The sequence below is a fragment of the Micromonospora sp. WMMC273 genome (assembly GCF_027460285.1).
Classification (GTDB): Bacteria; Actinomycetota; Actinomycetes; order Mycobacteriales; family Micromonosporaceae; genus Micromonospora; species Micromonospora aurantiaca.
Map to the genome: position 1 here is coordinate 958,011 of NZ_JAPZBE010000001.1, position 16,644 is coordinate 974,654.

Genomic DNA, 16,644 nt, shown 5'->3' on the forward strand with positions numbered 1-16,644 from the left:
TTTTCGACGGGCCGACGGGCACCGCCGTACGAAAGGGAAGTCAATGAGCGTTGAGGTGTTCTACGACGACGACGCCGACCTGGGCCTGATCCAGGGCCGCAAGGTCGCCGTGATCGGGTACGGCAGCCAGGGCCACGCGCACGCGCTGTCGCTGCGCGACTCCGGCGTCGACGTGGTGATCGGCCTGCCCGCCGGGTCGAAGAGCCGGCCGAAGGCCGAGGAGCAGGGCCTGCGGGTGCTCACGCCCGCCGAGGCGGCCGCCGAGGCCGACGTGATCATGATCCTGGCGCCGGACACCGCCCAGCGGCACATCTACGCCGAGGCCATCGCGCCGAACCTGGCCGCGGGCAAGGCGCTGTTCTTCGGGCACGGCTTCAACATCCGGTACGGCCTGATCAAGCCCCCGGCCGACGTGGACGTGGCGATGGTCGCCCCGAAGGGCCCCGGTCACCTGGTCCGCCGCCAGTACGTCGACGGCAAGGGCGTGCCCTGCCTGGTCGCGGTCGAGCAGGACGCCAGCGGCAACGCGTTCGGCTTGGCCCTGGCGTACGCGAAGGCGATCGGCGGCACCCGGGCCGGCGCGATCCGGACCACGTTCACCGAGGAGACCGAGACCGACCTGTTCGGCGAGCAGGCGGTGCTGTGCGGTGGCGCGGCGGCGCTGGTGCAGACCGGTTTCGAGGTGCTCACCGAGGCCGGTTACGCGCCCGAGGTGGCCTACTTCGAGTGCCTGCACGAGCTGAAGCTGATCGTCGACCTGATGTACGAGGGCGGCATCGCCCGGATGCGCTACAGCATCTCCGACACCGCCGAGTACGGCGACCTGTCCCGCGGCCCGCGCGTCATCGACTCCCGGGTCAAGGACGAGATGCGCAAGATCCTCGGCGAGATCCAGTCCGGCGAGTTCGCCCGCGAGTGGGTGGCCGAGGACGAGGCCGGCCGGCCGAACTTCGCCAAGTGGCAGGCCGAGGGCGCGGCGCACCCGATCGAGGAGACCGGGCGGAAGCTGCGCGGCATGATGAGCTGGGTCGACCGGCCGATCACCGAGACCGCCTGAACCCTCCCCACGTGCGGCCCGCGACCCGACGCTCTCCCCGGCGTCGGGCCGCGGGCCGCCGTTCGTTCACGTGCTGGGACACGGTGAGTAACGCCTCGTCCCGCACCGCCCCCGGTGAACAGGGGATGACAGGCGTGCGACGGACCTGTGTGAGGGCGCTCACCCCGCAGTCCGGGACCCGGAGAGCGGGCAGGCACCTACCATCCTTGGTGTGGTGCCCGAGCGCACCCGACGGCCGTGGCACGGATCGGCGCAGGGCGCAGCGCGGCGTCCCCGCGCCCCAGGCCGAACCATTACCGAGCGTCTACGAGGACCGATGAATCCTGTCGTACTGATCGCCGAAGAACTCGCCCCCGCCGCCATCGAGGTGCTCGCGCACGACTTCGACGTGCGCCACGTGGACGGCACCGACCGCCCCGCTCTGCTCTCCGCCCTCTCCGAGGCCGACGCGGTGATCGTACGCAGCGCCACCCAGATCGACGCCGAGGCGATCGCCGCCGCGCCGCGGCTGAAGGTGGTCGCCCGGGCCGGCGTCGGCCTGGACAACGTCGAGGTGCCGGCCGCCACCGCCCGGGGCGTCATGGTCGTCAACGCGCCCACCTCGAACATCGTCTCCGCCGCCGAGCAGGCCGTCGCGCTGCTGCTCGCGGTCGCCCGCAACACCGCCAGCGCCAGTGCCGCGCTCAAGGCGGGGGAGTGGAAGCGGTCCAAGTACACCGGCGTCGAGATCCAGGGCAAGACCGTGGGCGTGGTCGGTCTCGGCCGCATCGGCGTGCTCTTCGCGCAGCGTATCGCCGCGTTCGGCACCCGGCTGATCGCGTACGACCCGTACATCCAGCCGGCCCGCGCCGCCCAGCTCGGCGTCCGCCTGGTCGGGCTGGAGGAGCTGCTGCGGGAGAGCGACTTCATCTCGATCCACCTGCCGAAGACGCCGGAGACGGTCGGCCTGATCGGCGAGAAGGAGCTGGCGATCGTCAAGCCGGGCGTCCGGATCGTCAACGCCGCCCGCGGCGGCCTGGTCGACGAGCAGGCGCTCGCCGACGCGATCGCGGAGGGCCGGGTCGCCGGCGCCGGTGTCGACGTGTACGCCAAGGAGCCGTGCACCTCCTCGCCGCTGTTCGCCTTCGACAACGTGGTGGCCACCCCGCACCTGGGCGCCTCCACGAACGAGGCGCAGGACAAGGCCGGTCTCGCGGTGGCCAAGAGCGTCAAGCTCGCGCTCCAGGGCGAGTTCGTCCCGGACGCGGTGAACGTGCAGGCCGGCGGCGTGGTCGCCGAGGACGTCCGCCCGCTGCTGCCGCTGGCCGAGCGGCTGGGCCGGGCGTTCACCGCCCTGGCCGGCGGGGTGGCCGCCAGCGTCACCGTCGAGGTGCGCGGCGAGATCGCCGCCCACGACGTGTCGGTGCTCAAGCTCGCCGCGACCAAGGGCCTGTTCAGCTCCGTGGTGGAGGAGCAGGTCACCTACGTCAACGCGCCGCACCTGGCCGCCGAGCGGGGCGTCGAGGTCACGCTGGCCACGCCGGGCGAGACCGTCGACCACCCGAACCTGGTGACCGTACGCGGGGCGCTGCCGGACGGGCGTACCGTCCGCGTCTCCGGCACCGTGGCGCACACCGGCACCCGCGACGTGTTCAAGCTGACCGAGGTGGACGGTTTCGACGTGGAGATCGGTGCGGAGGGCATCCTGGTCTTCCTGCGCTACGCCGACCGGCCCGGCGTGGTCGGCACCGTCGGCACGCTGCTCGGCGAGGCCGGCGTCAACATCGCCGCCATGCAGGTCGCCCGCCGCGAGGCCGGTGGCGAGACGCTGATGACGCTCACCGTCGACCAGGCGCTCGGCGCCGACCTGCTCACCTCCGCCGCCGACTCGATCGGCGCGGTCGCGGCCAGCGCGGCCGACCTGCGCGACGTGTAGTCCGAACAGGACACATCGGGGCCCGGCCGGATGCGGCCGGGCCCTTCGTCGTCCCGGCCGGTCAGGAACGCACGCGGGCCGGTGGCGGGTAGACCGAGCCGTCCTGCGCGTCGAAGAGCATCAGGTCGTGTTCGCCGGCCAGCCGTTCGATGTCCAGCAGGACCTGGTCCGGGCAGTTCGGGTTCAGGTTCATCTCGATGTGGTCGGCGGCCGTGTGCAGCGGCGCCTCCCAGGGCGTACCCGGCCGGGTCGGACCGTCGGGGTAGCTCGCCGTGATCGTCCGGTAAAAGGCGACCAGCCTCGGGTCGGGTTGCTGCTTGCCGTGCCAGCCCTCGCGGCACTGCTGCACCGCCGCCCGCACCTGCTCCGGTGTCGCCCCGTCCGGCAGGGCCCACACGCTCAGATCGAAACTCACGGCGGACAGCGTGCCATCCCGCGCCCGGCCCGTCACCTCTGCCCCACCGGGCGTTCACCGCTGATTGCCGACATCGTTCACCGGGCGTCCGCTGTGGAGACTCTTGCCTCGAGTTGCGTCGATTCGCTAGCGTACCGATGCGGTTTCCGCTGAGTCGATCCCCGGCCCGTCTTCGGGTGGCGTGGTCGGGCGCCCGGCCCCTCGGCCCGCACCCCTCGATTGCGCGAGCCACGCGCACTCGTCGCTGACCGGCCCTCACGGTCGTTGCCGAGACCGTGGGGGCCGATCGCGCTCCCCCGCCGAGCGCAGATCAGCGCCGGTGGTGCGCGAACAGCGGCCGGTAGTCCGAGTCGTGACGGAACCAGGCCAGCCCGGCCGGTCCGGCGGCGTACAGGGCGGTGGCGTAGGCGTCGGCGACTGCGAGGTTCGGGCCGAACACGGTGGCGGCCACCAGCCGGTCGGTCGGCTCGCCGGTGTGCGGGTCGACGACGTGCCCGCGCCGACCGGTGACGCCCGAGGTGCCGACCGCGCCCGTCGTCATCTCCATCACGACAGGTGTCCGGCGGGTGTCCGTCGGGTGGTGCACGGCGACGCGCCACGGTCCGCCGTGGGCGGCGTGTCCGCGTACCGTCAGGTCGGCGCCGCTGAGCACGGCGTAGTCGTGGATGCCGGCGGCGCGCAACCGCGCCGCGGCCCGCTCCACCGCCCAGCCGCCGAGCAGGCCGCCCGGGTCGAAGCCGCCGGGCACGGCCCAGGCGTCGAACCAGCCGTCGGTGGCCGCCCGCATCGCGGCGCAGAGGTCGATCAGGTCGGCCAGCGGGGGGTACGAGTCGGGGCTGATCTCGTCGCGGCGCAGCCGGGAGACGAGGCTGTCCGGCCGGTTCGGGCCGTAGGTGAGGTCGACGGCGCGCAGCTCGGCGACGGCGTCGCGCAGCGCCTCGCTCACCGCCCGGTGGCCGAACCACTCCGGCGCGTTGAGCAGCATGGTGTAGTCGGCGGTCGAGGTGGTGACGGTGTGCCGGACGCTGATCCGCCCGGACGCGGAGGTGCCGGCCCGCTCGACACGGTGCTTCGTGGCACCCAGGTGCAGGTCCGGCCGGAGCGGGCGGAACGCGGACTGGTCGACCCAGCGGGTACGTGGTTGTTCGTCCGCCCAGTGGGCCCGCCGGTGCTCGATCCGCATGACACCTGCCCCCTCGGTGGTCGCCGCCGCGTCGCGGCGGTGCCGGATTCCGGGCCCCCGTCGACCCGGTGAATCCGACCCTAAGCAGTGGAGATGACCGCAGCATGAGTGCCGGCTGGGAGCCTCCTGTGATTCGCCGTCCCGGATGATGGAAGATTCGTACCGGGGGCCGGGACGGCGACGTACGGTTGCGCCTAACGACGAGACGAGGAGCGCCAGGTGGCACACATCGCGGTGGTGGCCGGCGACGGCATCGGACCCGAGGTGGTCGCGCAGGCCCGCAAGGTCCTCGACGCGGTGGTGCCCGGGATCGAGGCCACCGAGTACGACCTCGGCGCGGCACGTTACCACCGCACCGGCGAGGTGCTGCCCGACTCCGTCCTCGACGAGCTGGCCGGCCACGACGCCATCCTGCTCGGCGCGGTGGGCGACCCCACCGTGCCGCCGGGAGTGCTGGAGCGCGGTCTGCTGCTCAAGCTCCGGTTCGCCTTCGACCAGTACGTCAACCTGCGCCCGTCCCGGCTCTGGCCCGGCGTGGCCGGTCCGCTGGCCGCGGTCAAGCCCGGCGAGGTCGACCTCGTGGTGGTCCGCGAGGGCACCGAGGGGCTGTACGCGGGCGCCGGCGGCGCGCTGCACCGGGACACCCCGGCCGAGGTGGCCACCGAGGAGAGCCTGAACACCCGGCACGGCGTCGAGCGGGTGATCCGGGACGCGTTCGCCCGGGCCGGCCGCCGGGAGCGGCGCAAGGTCACGCTCGTGCACAAGACGAACGTGCTCACCCACGCCGGGTCGCTGTGGGCGCGCGCGTTCGCCGCGGTGGCCGCCGAGCACCCGGACGTGACCACCGAGTACCAGCACATCGACGCCGCCGCGATGTTCCTGGTGACGAACCCGGCGCGGTACGACGTGGTGGTCACGGACAACCTGTTCGGCGACATCCTCACCGACATCGCCGCCGCCGTGACCGGTGGAATCGGGCTCGCGGCCAGCGGCTGCATCAACCCCGAGGGGCGCTACCCGTCGATGTTCGAGCCGGTGCACGGCTCGGCGCCGGACATCGCCGGCCAGGGCGTCGCCGACCCGGTCGCCGCGGTGCTGTCCGCCGCGCTGCTGCTCGACCAGCTCGGCCACCCCGACGCCGCCGCCCGGGTCACCGCCGCGGTCGGCGCCGAGTTGGCCGCGCGTACGCCGGGGACGCCGCTGCGTACCGAGGAGGTCGGCGACCGGCTCGCCGCGTACGCCGTAGCCTGACCGGGCCGACCCTGCTGGCGGCCCGGTACCGGGCCGCCAGACCCGTCACCGGGCCACCCCGACCGTCCGGCGCGTCGTCTCCGCCGGGGCGGAGCTATCCGCTGAACGACCGTTCGGGGTAAGTTTTCTGGCACCAGTGACGTCGGCGTGCGATCCCGCATGCCGTCAACCCGCAGGGAGGTCAGCGCGATGAGCGGTGGTGACATGCTCGATTTCGAGATCCGTCCGAATCCCGCGCCGGTATCCGCCGCCGACCGGGCCGCCCTGCTGGCGAACCCCGGCTTCGGCCGGGTCTTCACCGATCACATGGTCACGATCCGCTACGCCGAGGGCAAGGGCTGGTACGACGCCCGCCTGGAGGCGCGGGCGCCGATCCCGATGGACCCGGCCGCGGCCGTACTGCACTACGCGCAGGAGATCTTCGAGGGGCTGAAGGCGTACCGAACCGGTGACGCGGTGACGATGTTCCGTCCCGAGGCCAACGCGGCCCGGTTCGCCGCGTCGGCCCGCCGGCTGGCCATGCCGGAGCTGCCGGAGGCGACGTTCGTGGAGTCGCTGCGCCGGCTGGTCGAGATCGACCAGGCGTGGATCCCGGAGCACGAGGACGCCAGCCTCTACCTGCGGCCGTTCATGTTCGCCAGCGAGGTCTTCCTCGGCGTCCGCCCGGCCAACGAGTACCTCTACTGCGTGATCGCCTCGCCGGCCGGGGCGTACTTCGCCGGTGGCGTGAAGCCGGTGACGGTCTGGGTCTCGCCGGACTACACCCGGGCCGCGCCCGGCGGTACCGGCGCGGCCAAGTGTGGCGGCAACTACGCCGCCTCGCTCGCCGCGCAGGCCGAGGCGATCGAGGCCGGCTGCGACCAGGTGGTCTTCCTGGACGCGGTCGAACGGCGGTACGTCGACGAACTGGGCGGCATGAACGTCTTCTTCGTCTACGACGACGGCAGCATCGTCACCCCGCCGCTGGGCGGCACGATCCTGCCGGGCATCACCCGCGACGCGATCCTCGCGCTGGCCGCCGAGGCCGGGCACGAGGTGCGGGAGGCGCCGGTCAGTTTCGACGACTGGCGGGCCGACGCGGCGAGTGGCCGGCTGCGCGAGGTGTTCGCCTGCGGCACCGCCGCCGTGATCACCCCGATCGGCGGCGTGCGCTTCCCCGACGGCGAGTTCCTCATCGGCGGCGGCGAGCCGGGCCGGGCCACGATGGCGTTGCGGCAGAAGCTCGTCGACATCCAGCGCGGCCGCGCCGCCGACCCGCACGGCTGGGTCACCCGGGTCCTCTGACGGCCCTTCGCGGTGAGCAGGGATTCCGCTCCCTGCTCACCGCGGCGGCGTCAGTCCAGCAGGTGGGTGCGCAGGGAATCCAGCTGCGCCTCGGTGACGCCCGCGTGGGTCAGGTAGCCCTCGACCGAGCCGTAGCCGGTGCGCAACTCGGTGAGGAACAGCTCCATCGTCTCGGCCGGTGACTCCAGGAACGGCGGCGGTGGTTCCTCCGCGTCCGGCAGCGTGGCCCGGACCCACGCGGTGAAGCGCCGCGACGCGGCGGTGCTGAGCGCGTAGTCGGCTACCACGTCCTCGTCGGGCACCCCGAGCACGGAGAGCGTGAGCGCGCAGACGATGCCGGTGCGGTCCTTCCCGGCGACGCAGTGCACCACCACCGGGGCGTTGGCGCTGTCCGCGATCAACCCGACCGCCTCGCCGAGCCCGGCGGTGCCGGTACGCGCCAGATCGGCGTACCGGTCGGCCAGGTAGCGGGCCAGGCTGACGCCGGAGGCGTCGAACCGGTTCGCGCCCCAGTCGGCGTGCTCGGGGTGGATGTGCCGGTAGGTCAGCCCGTCGTAGTCGGGCACCCGCCCGTCGCGTTCCACCTCGGACGGCCGGCGCAGGTCGATGACGGTGCGGATGCCGAGCGCGGTGAACGCGCTCCGGTCGGTCTCGTCGATGCGGTGCAGCGAGTCGGAGCGGTAGAGCCGGCCGCGGCGGACCATGCGCCCGTCCCGAGCGGCGTATCCGCCGACGTCGCGGAAGTTGAACAGGGTGGGGAAGGGGCTCTGCGGGGCGTCCACATCCGACACGGTAACGGCCGGCGGGGCGTTCGTCCGTCCCCGCCGGCCGTCGCCGAGGTGTCAGGCGCGCGGCGGTACGTCCGGCGGCAGCGCCGAGTGGCTCTCGCCGTAGTAGCCGCCAAGCCGGTCCCGGTAGCCGGGGTCGGCGTGGCTGGCCTCGTCGTACTCCGGGGCGGCCTTGATCTGGTCCTTCTCCCGGTCGACGTGCACGGTGCGGGCGTCGTGGTCGACGTGGTTCACGGTCCCGGCCGGGAGCATCACCTTCTTGCCGAAGATCCACGGCCCGGTGTCCACGACCAGGTAGCTGTCGTCCACCTCGTGGCTCGCCCGGTCGATCTTGCCGATGGCACCGTCGGTGGCCTCGACCTTGTAGCCGGTCAGGTCGGCGCTCGCCACACCCGCCTCGTCGCGGTAGCGCCACGGGTCGAAGGCACCCGCCGGGGCGCCCCCGGCGACCGTGCCCCGGCCGTCGTCGAGGATCGGCTCGGTGCCGCCGTGCGTGGCGCGCGGGTCCAGTCCGTCCATGTGCCGCCTCCCGTCCCAGGGCCGCGGCCGTCGCGGCGCCGTCGTCAGTCGGGAGGGTTACCCACCCTGTCCGGGCACCAACCCGCCGAGGCCGGCCCGCCGACGCCGAGGGGCCGGCGCCACGGTGGTGACGCCGGCCTCTCGGGTCGTCGGCCCGCGCGGTGCCGGTCTGGCACGTGCGGGCCGGTGGATCAGGCCAGTGCGGCCTCCGCGTCCAGGGTCACCGCGGCGGCGTGTACGACGGCGGCGATGCGCAGCCCCTCGTGCACCTGCTCACGGCTGAACCCGGCGGCCCGCAGCGTCTTCTCGTGCGACTCCAGGCAGACGCCGCAGCCGGTGATCGCCGAGACGGCGAGGCACCACAGCTCGAAGTCGGCCTTCTCCACGCCGGGCCGGGCGATGATCTGCATCCGCAGCCGGGCCGGCAGCGACGCGTACTGCTCGTCGCCGATCAGGTGCTTGGCCCGGTAGTAGACGTTGTTCATCGCCATGACCGCCGCCGCGCCCTTGGCCGCCGCGACCGCCTCGGGCGTGAGGTGACCGGCCGCCTCGGCGGCGATCTCCCGCAGCACCAACGGGTTCCGGGCCGCCACCGCGCAGGCCAGGGCGGTGCCCCACGCCTGATCCGGCTTCAGCGTCGAGGTGGTGATGGTGGAACCGAGGTTGAGCCGGATGTCCTTGGCGTACTCCGGCAGGCCCGCCTTGATCGCGTCGAGACCCACGGTCAGGCCCCGGCGCCGGCGAGGAGCGCGTTGGCGTCGAGCGTCGCCGCGCCCTTGTTCCAGTTGCACGGGCACAGCTCGTCGGTCTGGAGCGCGTCGAGCACCCGCAGCACCTCGGAGACGTTGCGGCCGACCGAACCGGCGGTCACCATGACGAACTGGATCTCGTTGTTCGGGTCCACGATGAAGGTGGCCCGCTGCGCGACACCGTCGGCGCCGAGCACGCCGCAGGCGGAGGTCAGCTCGCGCTTGATGTCGCTGAGCATCGGGAAGGGCAGCTCGCGCAGGTCCGGGTGGTCCTTGCGCCAGGCGTAGTGGACGAACTCGTTGTCGACGGAGACGCCGAGCACCTGGGCGTCCCGGTCCGCGAACTCGCCGTTGAGACGGCCGAACTCGGCGATCTCGGTGGGGCAGACGAAGGTGAAGTCCTTCGGCCAGAAGAACACGACGCGCCACTGGCCCTCGTGGGACTTGTGGTTGATCGTCTCGAACGCCTTGTCGGCGTCGAGCGACACGCAGGCGGTGAGTTCGTACTCGGGGAAGTGGTCACCGACAGTGAGCACGGGTCCTCCTTGAGCGTGGCTCGGCAGCACCGCCGGGCCAGTAACTGGATCAGTTCAAGATTCTTCCGCAGCCCCGTTTGTGCTCGTGGTGGGCGGTGGTCCGGTGTGAAGGCGATCACCAGGGCGGTCGTCGTCCCGGAATATGGGTTTCGCCTCCCAAAACCGTGGGCGGGGTGGCAGAGTACGGGTCGTGACCAGCTTCGTCCTGATCATTAGCAGCTAGCGCGCCGGCCCTTCCCCCGCCGAGCGCGCAGACCTCCCGCATCCGCGGGGGGTCTTTTTGTTTGCTCCCCAGGGCACGAGAAGAGGACTCCGATGACCTTCCAGGTGTACGACACGACGCTGCGCGACGGCGCGCAGCGCGAAGGGCTCACGTACTCGGTGGTCGACAAGCTGGCGGTGGCCCGCCTGCTCGACGACCTCGGAGTCGGCTTCATCGAGGGCGGCTGGCCGGGCGCGGTGCCAAAGGACACCGAGTTCTTCCGCCGCGCCCGCACCGAGCTGGAGCTGCGGCACGCGATCCTGGTCGCCTTCGGGGCCACCCGCAAGGCCGGCCTCGCGGTCGAGGACGACCCGCAGGTGCGCGGCCTGCTCGACGCGCAGACCCCGGCCGTGGCCCTGGTCGCCAAGGCGGACCTGCGGCACGTGGAACGCGCGCTGCGCACCACCGCCGAGGAGAACCTCGCCATGATCCGCGACACCGTGTCGTACCTGGTGGCGCAGGGGCGGCGCGTCTTCGTCGACGGGGAGCACTGCTTCGACGGGTTCCGGTTCGACCCGGGCTACACCGCCGCCGTGGCGGAGACCGCGCTGGCCGCCGGCGCCGAGCGGTTCGTGCTCTGCGACACCAACGGCGGCATGCTGCCCTCCCAGGTCACCGCCGTGGTCGAGCAACTGGTGGCGCGGACCGGCATCGCGCCGGAACGGCTCGGCATGCACGCGCAGAACGACACCGCGTGCGCGGTCGCAAACACGATCGCCGCCGTCGAGGCGGGCGTCCGGCACGTGCAGGGCACCGCCAACGGGTACGGCGAGCGCCCCGGCAACGCCGACATCTTCGCGATCGTCGCCAACCTCCAGCTCAAGCTGGGCATGCCCGTCCTACCGGAGGGCTGCCTGGAACAGATGGTGCGGGTCTCGCACGCCATCGCCGAGATCGCCAACATCGCCCCCGACACCCACCAGGCCTACGTCGGGGCCGCCGCCTTCGCTCACAAGGCGGGGCTGCACGCGAGCGCGATCAAGGTCGACCCGTTGCTCTACAACCACGTGGAACCCGCTGTGGTGGGCAACGACATGCGGATCCTGGTGACCGAGATGGCCGGCCGGGCCAGCATCGAGCTCAAGAGCCGCGAGCTCGGTCTGGACCTGGCCGGCCATCCGGACGCCCTGTCCCGGGTCACCGGGCGGGTCAAGGAACTGGAGGCCGACGGCTGGTCCTTCGAGGCCGCCGACGCCTCCTTCGAGCTGCTGGTCCGCTCCGAGCTGCCCGATGCCGCGCCGGCCCGGCCGTTCGCGCTGGAGTCGTACCGGGTGATCGTCGAGCACCGCGAGGACGGTGCGGTGGTCTCCGAGGCGACTGTGAAGATCCGGGTACGCGGCGAGCGGGTGATCGCCACCGCGGAGGGCAACGGCCCGGTCAACGCGCTGGACGAGGCGCTGCGGGTGGGCCTGGCCCGGCACTACCCGGAGCTGCGCGACTTCGAGCTGGCCGACTACAAGGTGCGCATCCTGGAGGGCAGCCACGGCACCGGCGCGGTGACGCGCGTGCTGGTGGAGACCGCCGGCGCCGGGCGCGACTGGACCACAGTGGGCGTGCACCCGAACGTGGTCGAGGCGAGCTGGCACGCGCTGGTCGACGCGCTCACCTACGGCCTGGACCGGGCCCGGGTGGCGGGCGGGAGCCCGGCCTGACTCAGCCGGCCGGCAGGCGCAGCTCGGCCAGCAGCGCGCGGTGGTCGCTGCCCGGCACCGGCCAGGTGCCGGCGGCGTGGGCCGCGATGCGCCTGTCGACGAGGACGTGGTCGATGGTGACCGGCGGGATCGGGTCGCCGTCGTAGGGCCCCCAGGTGCCGTCGAACCCGGCTCCGGCCGCGTCCGCCGCGTCGGTGTAGCCGGTGGCGATCAGGTCCCGCAGCGCCGCGTGGTCGAGCGTGGCGTTGAAGTCCCCGGCCAGCACGCTCAGCCCGCCGTCCGGAGTGGCAGGCGGCTGGGCGCGCTGGTCGGTCCACCAGTCCGGCACCACGTGCGGGGCGTACGGCGCGGCCGGGTGCGCCGACTCCACCCGCACCGGTGGCGCCCCGGGCACGGTCACCGTCGCGTACGCCTGGGTGAAGAAGAAGCCCTTGTTGCGCCGGTGACCGGTGTCGCGCAGCGGGTGCCGGGCGTACACGCCGGAGCCGGTCGAGCCGACCTCGGGCGTCAGCGACCGGTGCGGCAGCAGCGTGGCCAGTCCGAGCCGGTCCAGCTCGGCCGCCAGCGGCGGGGTGAGTTCCTGCACCGTGAGCACGTCGACCCGGCGGTTCCGGACCAGGTCCACCAGCGCCGCCGGGTCGGCCGAGCCGAGGCGCAGGTTGGCGGTGAGCAGCCGCAGCGTCGGGCCGTCGGCGGCGGGCCGGTCGCCGGGGATCGCGCGCGGCGCCACCGCGCCGATCAGCGTCAGCGCGGCCAGGACCGCGACCACCGCCGGGGCGCGGCGCCGCAGGGCGAGCGCGGCCACCGCCACGACCGGGGCCACGGCGGCGACGTACGGCGTGAACGCGACCGCCTGCACCAGCGGGCCGCGTTCCAGCCCGGTCAGGCGTACCAGTGCCCACGCGGCGACCGGCGCGACGGCGAGCCAGCACGCGACGGTGGCGAGGCGGCCGCTCCGGGTGCCCGCGCGGGGCGGTCGCGGCAGGGTGATCATGGCGCTCAGGCTACCCGGATCAGGGACGGCGCGATGCCCTCCGAAACAATTTCGTGAATTGTTGCTCGCAATTTCCGGGCAGCTTTGCGGATCGGTCGGACACGCAATAGTGCTATTGACCGCCCGCATTTTCCGGTGCTAGGTTCCACCTGGTTGAGACGTCGCGACTCTCTGTAGTAAGGCCAGCTCACGAGCGGTGCGCTCCCGGCGGATACCCGATGATCCGCAATTTGACGCGCGCAGTCGCCGTATCACCACGGTCTACCAAGGGAGAACTCATGGCCACATTCTTGAAGCGAAAGGCGACGGTGGTGGCGCTCGCCGCGCTGTCGCTCAGCCTGGCCGGTGGCGGGATCGCCGCGGCCGCCCAGTCGGAGGCGAAGCCGCAGCCGGGTGCCCGGCACTCCACGGCGCAGCCGCCGGTGACCGCCGCCGAGCGGCAGGCCGCCCGCACCGCCATGCGGGCCACCCTGGCCCCACCGGCGGCCGGCCAGGTCGCCTGGGCCGTCGTGGCGGCAAACGGCACGCTGCTGCAGCACTCCGGCAACGTGGTGTCCTCGTTCCGGTTCGCCCCGGGCGTCGGGGTGTCCCCCGGGCAGTACCAGGTGCTGCTGGACTACAACGTGTCCGCCAAGGCGTACGTGGCGACGATCGGCACGAACGACACGGCGAACGTGCCGCCGGCCGGTGAGGTGTCGGTGGCGCCCCGCACGCTGACCCCGAACGCCGTCTTCGTGCAGACGCGCAGCTCCTCCGGCAGCGCCTCGGACCGGCCGTTCCACCTGGTCATCGCCAACTGACCCGTCCGGCACCGCACCGGCCCCCGCTCCGGCGGGGGCCGGTGTCGTGTTCCGTACCGGTCCGGCCGGTGCCGCGCCGCTTCGTGCCGTTCGCGCCCGGCTGGGGAGATGCTGCCGGTCCGGCCCTCCGACCACGGCCCAGGGGCCGATAATCCGACGTTTGTCGCCGGTCCGGCACGGGAAGCAAGCACCGTGACGGACATCTCGGACACCCCGGCCAGCGTGCTCAGCCCGGTCGACGCCGACGCGAGCGGCGTCGAGCTGGAACAGACCCTCGTCGAGGTCAAACGCGTGATCGTCGGGCAGGATCGGCTCGTCGACCGCCTGCTCACCGCCCTCGTCGCCGACGGGCACTGCCTGCTGGAGGGCGTACCGGGGGTGGCCAAGACACTGGCCGCCCAGACACTCGCCACAGTGGTCGGCGGCACGTTCTCCCGGATCCAGTTCACCCCCGACCTGGTCCCCTCCGACATCGTCGGCACCCGCATCTACCGCGCCTCCACCGAACAGTTCGACGTGGAGCTGGGGCCGATCATGGCGAACCTGGTGCTCGCCGACGAGATCAACCGGGCCCCGGCCAAGGTGCAGTCGGCGCTGCTCGAGGCGATGGCGGAGCGGCAGGTCTCCATCGCCGGCCGGAGCTGGCCGGTGCCGGACCCGTTCCTGGTCCTGGCCACCCAGAACCCGATCGAGTCCGAGGGCGTCTACCAGCTCCCCGAGGCGCAACGCGACCGCTTCCTGATGAAGGTCGTGGTCGACTACCCGAGCGACGCCGACGAACTGGCCATCCTCTACCGGATGAGCACCGACCGGCCCACCGCGCGTACCGTGCTCGACCCGGGCCGGCTGCGCGAACTCCAGCGCCGCGCGACGGACGTCTTCGTCCACCACGCGCTGGCCGAGTACGTGGTCCGCCTCATCCTCGCCACCCGCGACCCGGAGCGCTTCGGCCTGCCCGACGTCGCGCCCCTGCTGGCGTACGGGGCCAGCCCCCGGGCCACGCTCGGCCTGGTGGCCGCCGCCCGCGCGCAGGCGCTCATCCACGGCCGGGACTACGTGCTCCCCGAGGACATCCGGGGACTCGCGGTGGACGTGCTGGCGCACCGGCTCGTGCTCTCCTTCGACGCGATCGCCGACGGCATCTCCGGCGAGGACGTGGTACGCCGCGTCATCGAGGCGGTGCCGCCACCCCGGCTGGTGAACGGGCCCACCGAGACGGTGAACGACCTGGCGGCGGCATGACCGGCGGAGCCGAACCGGGACTTGCCGACCTCGCCCCGGACCAGCGGCTGCGCCGGCTGGAGCTGACGGTGACCCGGCGGCTCGACGGCCTGCTGCACGGCCGGTACCGCGGCCTGCTCCCCGGACCGGGCAGCGAGGCGGCCGGCAGCCGCGAGTACCGGCCCGGTGAGGACGAGGTACGCCGGATGGACTGGGCGGTCACCGCCCGGACCACCGTCCCGCACGTCCGCGAGGTCGACGCGGACCGGGAACTGACCACCTGGCTGCTCGTCGACGCCAGCCCCAGCATGGAGTACGGCACGTCCACACTGGACAAACGGGAACTGGCGGTGGCCGCCGTGGCGGCGATCGGCTTCCTCACCGCCGGCGTCGGCAACCGGCTCGGCGCCCAGGTGCTCACCACGGACGGGTTGCGCCGGTTCCCGGCCCGCAGCGGGCGTACCCATCTGCTCGGGCTGCTGCGCGCGCTGCTCGGCGCCCCGCGTACCGGCGACCTGCCGGACTCCGACGGCGCGGGCGCGGCCGGCGTGGCCCGGAGCGACGCGGCGCCCGGCCTGGTCGACGGGCTGGACGGCCTTCAGCGCGTCGCCACCCGGCGCGGGCTCGTGGTGATCGTCTCCGACTTCCTCGACGAGCTGCCCGACGACCCGGACGCCGCGCCGCCGCCGTGGGCCGCCGCGCTGCGCCGCCTCGCGGTACGGCACCAGGTGCTCGCGGTCGAGGTGACCGACCCGCGCGAGCTGGAACTGCCGGACGTCGGCCTGATCACGCTGGTCGACCCGGAGAGCGGCCGGCACCGCGAGGTGTGGACCGGCGACCCGGGCCTGCGCGAGCGGTACGCGCGCGCCGCCGCCGAGCAGCGCGACCAGGTACGCCGCACGCTGCGCCGGGCCGGCGCGACCCATCTGGCGCTGCGCACCGACCGGGACTGGTGCGCGGACGTCGTCCGGTACGTGCACGAGCAGCGCCGGCTGGCCACCGTGCCGGCCGCGGCCCGCGGAGGTGTCGCATGACCTGGCAGTCACCCGGCCGCCTCTGGCTGCTGCTCGCCGTCGTCGCGCTGGTCGCCGGCTACCTGGTGCTGCAACGGCGGCAGAGCCGGTACGCGGTGCGATTCACCAACCTGCGCCTGCTCGACCGGGTCGCCCCGCGCCGCCCGGCCTGGCGGCGGCACGTCCCGGCGGGTCTGTTCCTCGCCATGCTGGCGCTGCTCGTGGTCGGGTTCGCCCGGCCCGAGGCGGAGGTGCGGGTGCCCCGGGAGCGCGCCACGGTGATGGTCGCGGTGGACGTGTCCACCTCGATGCTCGCCGGTGACGTGGACCCGGACCGGCTGACCGCGGCCAAGGAGGCGGGCCGGCGGTTCGTCGACGGGCTGCCCGACGAGTTCAACGTCGGTCTCGTCGCGTTCGCCGGCAGCGCGGCCGTGCTGGTGCCGCCGAGCACCGACCGGGAGGCGCTGCACGACGGAATCGGGCGGCTGGCCGAGGGCATCACCGGCGTGCAGGGCACCGCCATCGGCGAGGCGATCAGCACTTCGCTCGGCGCGGTGAAGAGCCTGGACGCCACCGCCGCCAAGGACCCGCCGCCGGCCCGGATCATCATCCTCTCCGACGGCGCGAACACCTCCGGCATGGACCCGATGGAGGCCGCCGACCAGGCGGTCGCCGCGAAGGTGCCGGTGCACACCATCTCCTTCGGCACGCCCGGCGGCTCGGTCGACCGGGGCGGTCGCGCGATCCAGGTGCCGGTGGACGGCCAGACACTGCGGGCGGTCGCCGAGCAGACCGGCGGCGGCTTCCACGAGGCGTCCACCACCGCCGAGCTGAAGGACGTCTACGAGGACATCGGCACCTCGGTCGGCTACCGCACCGAGCGGCAGGACGTCTCGGCCCGCTTCATCGGCCTCGGACTGGTCCTGGCGATGGGCGCCGCGGCCGGCTCGCTGCGGTGGTTCTCCCGGCTGCCCTGACCCGCACACCACTACCGCACGACACGTG

General features: G+C 73.2%; 16 protein-coding genes. 9 read left to right on the plus strand and 7 right to left on the minus strand.

Annotation, left to right across the window (positions count from 1 at the left end; all coding sequences use genetic code 11):
• The first annotated feature begins 43 nt into the window (after positions 1 to 43).
• On the plus strand, positions 44 to 1,057 hold the full coding sequence (gene ilvC, locus O7611_RS04640; RefSeq protein ID WP_194799653.1) for a ketol-acid reductoisomerase: 1,014 nt from the start codon (positions 44 to 46) through the stop codon (positions 1,055 to 1,057).
• 316 nt (positions 1,058 to 1,373) lie between these two features.
• Entirely contained in the window at positions 1,374 to 2,972 is a 1,599-nt protein-coding gene (gene serA / locus O7611_RS04645) for a phosphoglycerate dehydrogenase (RefSeq protein ID WP_120571297.1), read from the plus strand.
• 61 nt (positions 2,973 to 3,033) lie between these two features.
• Here the strand turns inward: serA and O7611_RS04650 are convergent, their stop codons facing one another.
• Complete coding sequence (locus O7611_RS04650) at positions 3,034 to 3,387, minus strand: hypothetical protein (protein ID WP_269696273.1); 354 nt, start codon at positions 3,385 to 3,387, stop codon at positions 3,034 to 3,036.
• A 310-nt stretch (positions 3,388 to 3,697) separates the two neighbouring features.
• Positions 3,698 to 4,570 carry an FAD:protein FMN transferase gene (locus O7611_RS04655; protein WP_194799655.1) on the minus strand — a complete coding sequence of 291 codons (873 nt, stop codon included), beginning with the start codon at positions 4,568 to 4,570 and terminating at the stop codon, positions 3,698 to 3,700.
• Positions 4,571 to 4,789: 219 nt separating this feature from the next.
• On the opposite strand from O7611_RS04655, the gene O7611_RS04660 reads away from it, so the two are divergent.
• Positions 4,790 to 5,821: a 3-isopropylmalate dehydrogenase gene (locus O7611_RS04660; protein ID WP_194799656.1), complete on the plus strand. Its 1,032-nt coding sequence runs from the start codon at positions 4,790 to 4,792 to the stop codon at positions 5,819 to 5,821.
• Between the two features lie 189 nt (positions 5,822 to 6,010).
• The gene (locus O7611_RS04665) at positions 6,011 to 7,105 is read left to right on the plus strand and encodes a branched-chain amino acid aminotransferase (protein WP_194799657.1); all 1,095 of its coding nucleotides are present in this window, start codon (positions 6,011 to 6,013) and stop codon (positions 7,103 to 7,105) included.
• A 50-nt stretch (positions 7,106 to 7,155) separates the two neighbouring features.
• Here O7611_RS04665 and O7611_RS04670 read toward each other — a convergent pair whose 3' ends face one another.
• The 4 genes from O7611_RS04670 to O7611_RS04685 form a co-directional block, all read right to left on the minus strand.
• A complete protein-coding gene (locus tag O7611_RS04670) occupies positions 7,156 to 7,896 on the minus strand; it encodes a tyrosine-protein phosphatase (protein ID WP_269696274.1) in 741 nt (246 codons plus the stop codon).
• Between the two features lie 51 nt (positions 7,897 to 7,947).
• Positions 7,948 to 8,412 (minus strand): PRC-barrel domain containing protein, encoded by a 465-nt coding sequence (locus O7611_RS04675; protein WP_194799659.1) that lies wholly within the window; start codon positions 8,410 to 8,412, stop codon positions 7,948 to 7,950.
• A 191-nt stretch (positions 8,413 to 8,603) separates the two neighbouring features.
• Complete coding sequence (locus O7611_RS04680; RefSeq protein ID WP_194799660.1) at positions 8,604 to 9,134, minus strand: carboxymuconolactone decarboxylase family protein; 531 nt, start codon at positions 9,132 to 9,134, stop codon at positions 8,604 to 8,606.
• Between the two features lie 2 nt (positions 9,135 to 9,136).
• Positions 9,137 to 9,697 (minus strand): peroxiredoxin, encoded by a 561-nt coding sequence (locus O7611_RS04685; protein WP_069087635.1) that lies wholly within the window; start codon positions 9,695 to 9,697, stop codon positions 9,137 to 9,139.
• Between the two features lie 315 nt (positions 9,698 to 10,012).
• Between O7611_RS04685 and cimA the strand changes: the two genes are divergently transcribed.
• Positions 10,013 to 11,611 (plus strand): citramalate synthase, encoded by a 1,599-nt coding sequence (gene cimA, locus O7611_RS04690; RefSeq protein ID WP_269696275.1) that lies wholly within the window; start codon positions 10,013 to 10,015, stop codon positions 11,609 to 11,611.
• Position 11,612: 1 nt separating this feature from the next.
• Here the strand turns inward: cimA and O7611_RS04695 are convergent, their stop codons facing one another.
• A complete protein-coding gene (locus O7611_RS04695; protein ID WP_194799662.1) occupies positions 11,613 to 12,605 on the minus strand; it encodes an endonuclease/exonuclease/phosphatase family protein in 993 nt (330 codons plus the stop codon).
• Between the two features lie 278 nt (positions 12,606 to 12,883).
• Here O7611_RS04695 and O7611_RS04700 point away from each other — a divergent pair, with 278 nt between their 5' ends.
• The 4 genes from O7611_RS04700 to O7611_RS04715 all read left to right on the plus strand — a co-directional run bounded on the left by O7611_RS04700 (position 12,884) and on the right by O7611_RS04715 (position 16,616).
• Entirely contained in the window at positions 12,884 to 13,405 is a 522-nt protein-coding gene (locus tag O7611_RS04700) for a hypothetical protein (protein WP_194799663.1), read from the plus strand.
• A gap of 192 nt (positions 13,406 to 13,597) precedes the next feature.
• The gene (locus O7611_RS04705; protein WP_194799664.1) at positions 13,598 to 14,647 is read left to right on the plus strand and encodes an AAA family ATPase; all 1,050 of its coding nucleotides are present in this window, start codon (positions 13,598 to 13,600) and stop codon (positions 14,645 to 14,647) included.
• A complete protein-coding gene (locus O7611_RS04710) occupies positions 14,644 to 15,660 on the plus strand; it encodes a DUF58 domain-containing protein (protein ID WP_269696276.1) in 1,017 nt (338 codons plus the stop codon). The genes O7611_RS04705 and O7611_RS04710 overlap by 4 nt, the downstream gene beginning before the upstream one ends.
• Complete coding sequence (locus tag O7611_RS04715; protein WP_194799666.1) at positions 15,657 to 16,616, plus strand: VWA domain-containing protein; 960 nt, start codon at positions 15,657 to 15,659, stop codon at positions 16,614 to 16,616. The genes O7611_RS04710 and O7611_RS04715 overlap by 4 nt, the downstream gene beginning before the upstream one ends.
• Positions 16,617 to 16,644: the final 28 nt, after the last annotated feature.

Coding starts and splice junctions, on each gene's coding strand:
- ilvC (WP_194799653.1), top strand. CDS start 44: ATGAGCGTTGAGGTGTTCTACGACGACGACGCCGACCTGGGCCTGATC.
- serA (WP_120571297.1), top strand. CDS start 1,374: ATGAATCCTGTCGTACTGATCGCCGAAGAACTCGCCCCCGCCGCCATC.
- cimA (WP_269696275.1), top strand. CDS start 10,013: ATGACCTTCCAGGTGTACGACACGACGCTGCGCGACGGCGCGCAGCGC.
- O7611_RS04700 (WP_194799663.1), top strand. CDS start 12,884: ATGGCCACATTCTTGAAGCGAAAGGCGACGGTGGTGGCGCTCGCCGCG.
- O7611_RS04695 (WP_194799662.1), bottom strand. CDS start 12,605: ATGATCACCCTGCCGCGACCGCCCCGCGCGGGCACCCGGAGCGGCCGC.
- O7611_RS04665 (WP_194799657.1), top strand. CDS start 6,011: ATGAGCGGTGGTGACATGCTCGATTTCGAGATCCGTCCGAATCCCGCG.
- O7611_RS04655 (WP_194799655.1), bottom strand. CDS start 4,570: ATGCGGATCGAGCACCGGCGGGCCCACTGGGCGGACGAACAACCACGT.
- O7611_RS04715 (WP_194799666.1), top strand. CDS start 15,657: ATGACCTGGCAGTCACCCGGCCGCCTCTGGCTGCTGCTCGCCGTCGTC.
- O7611_RS04710 (WP_269696276.1), top strand. CDS start 14,644: ATGACCGGCGGAGCCGAACCGGGACTTGCCGACCTCGCCCCGGACCAG.
- O7611_RS04675 (WP_194799659.1), bottom strand. CDS start 8,412: ATGGACGGACTGGACCCGCGCGCCACGCACGGCGGCACCGAGCCGATC.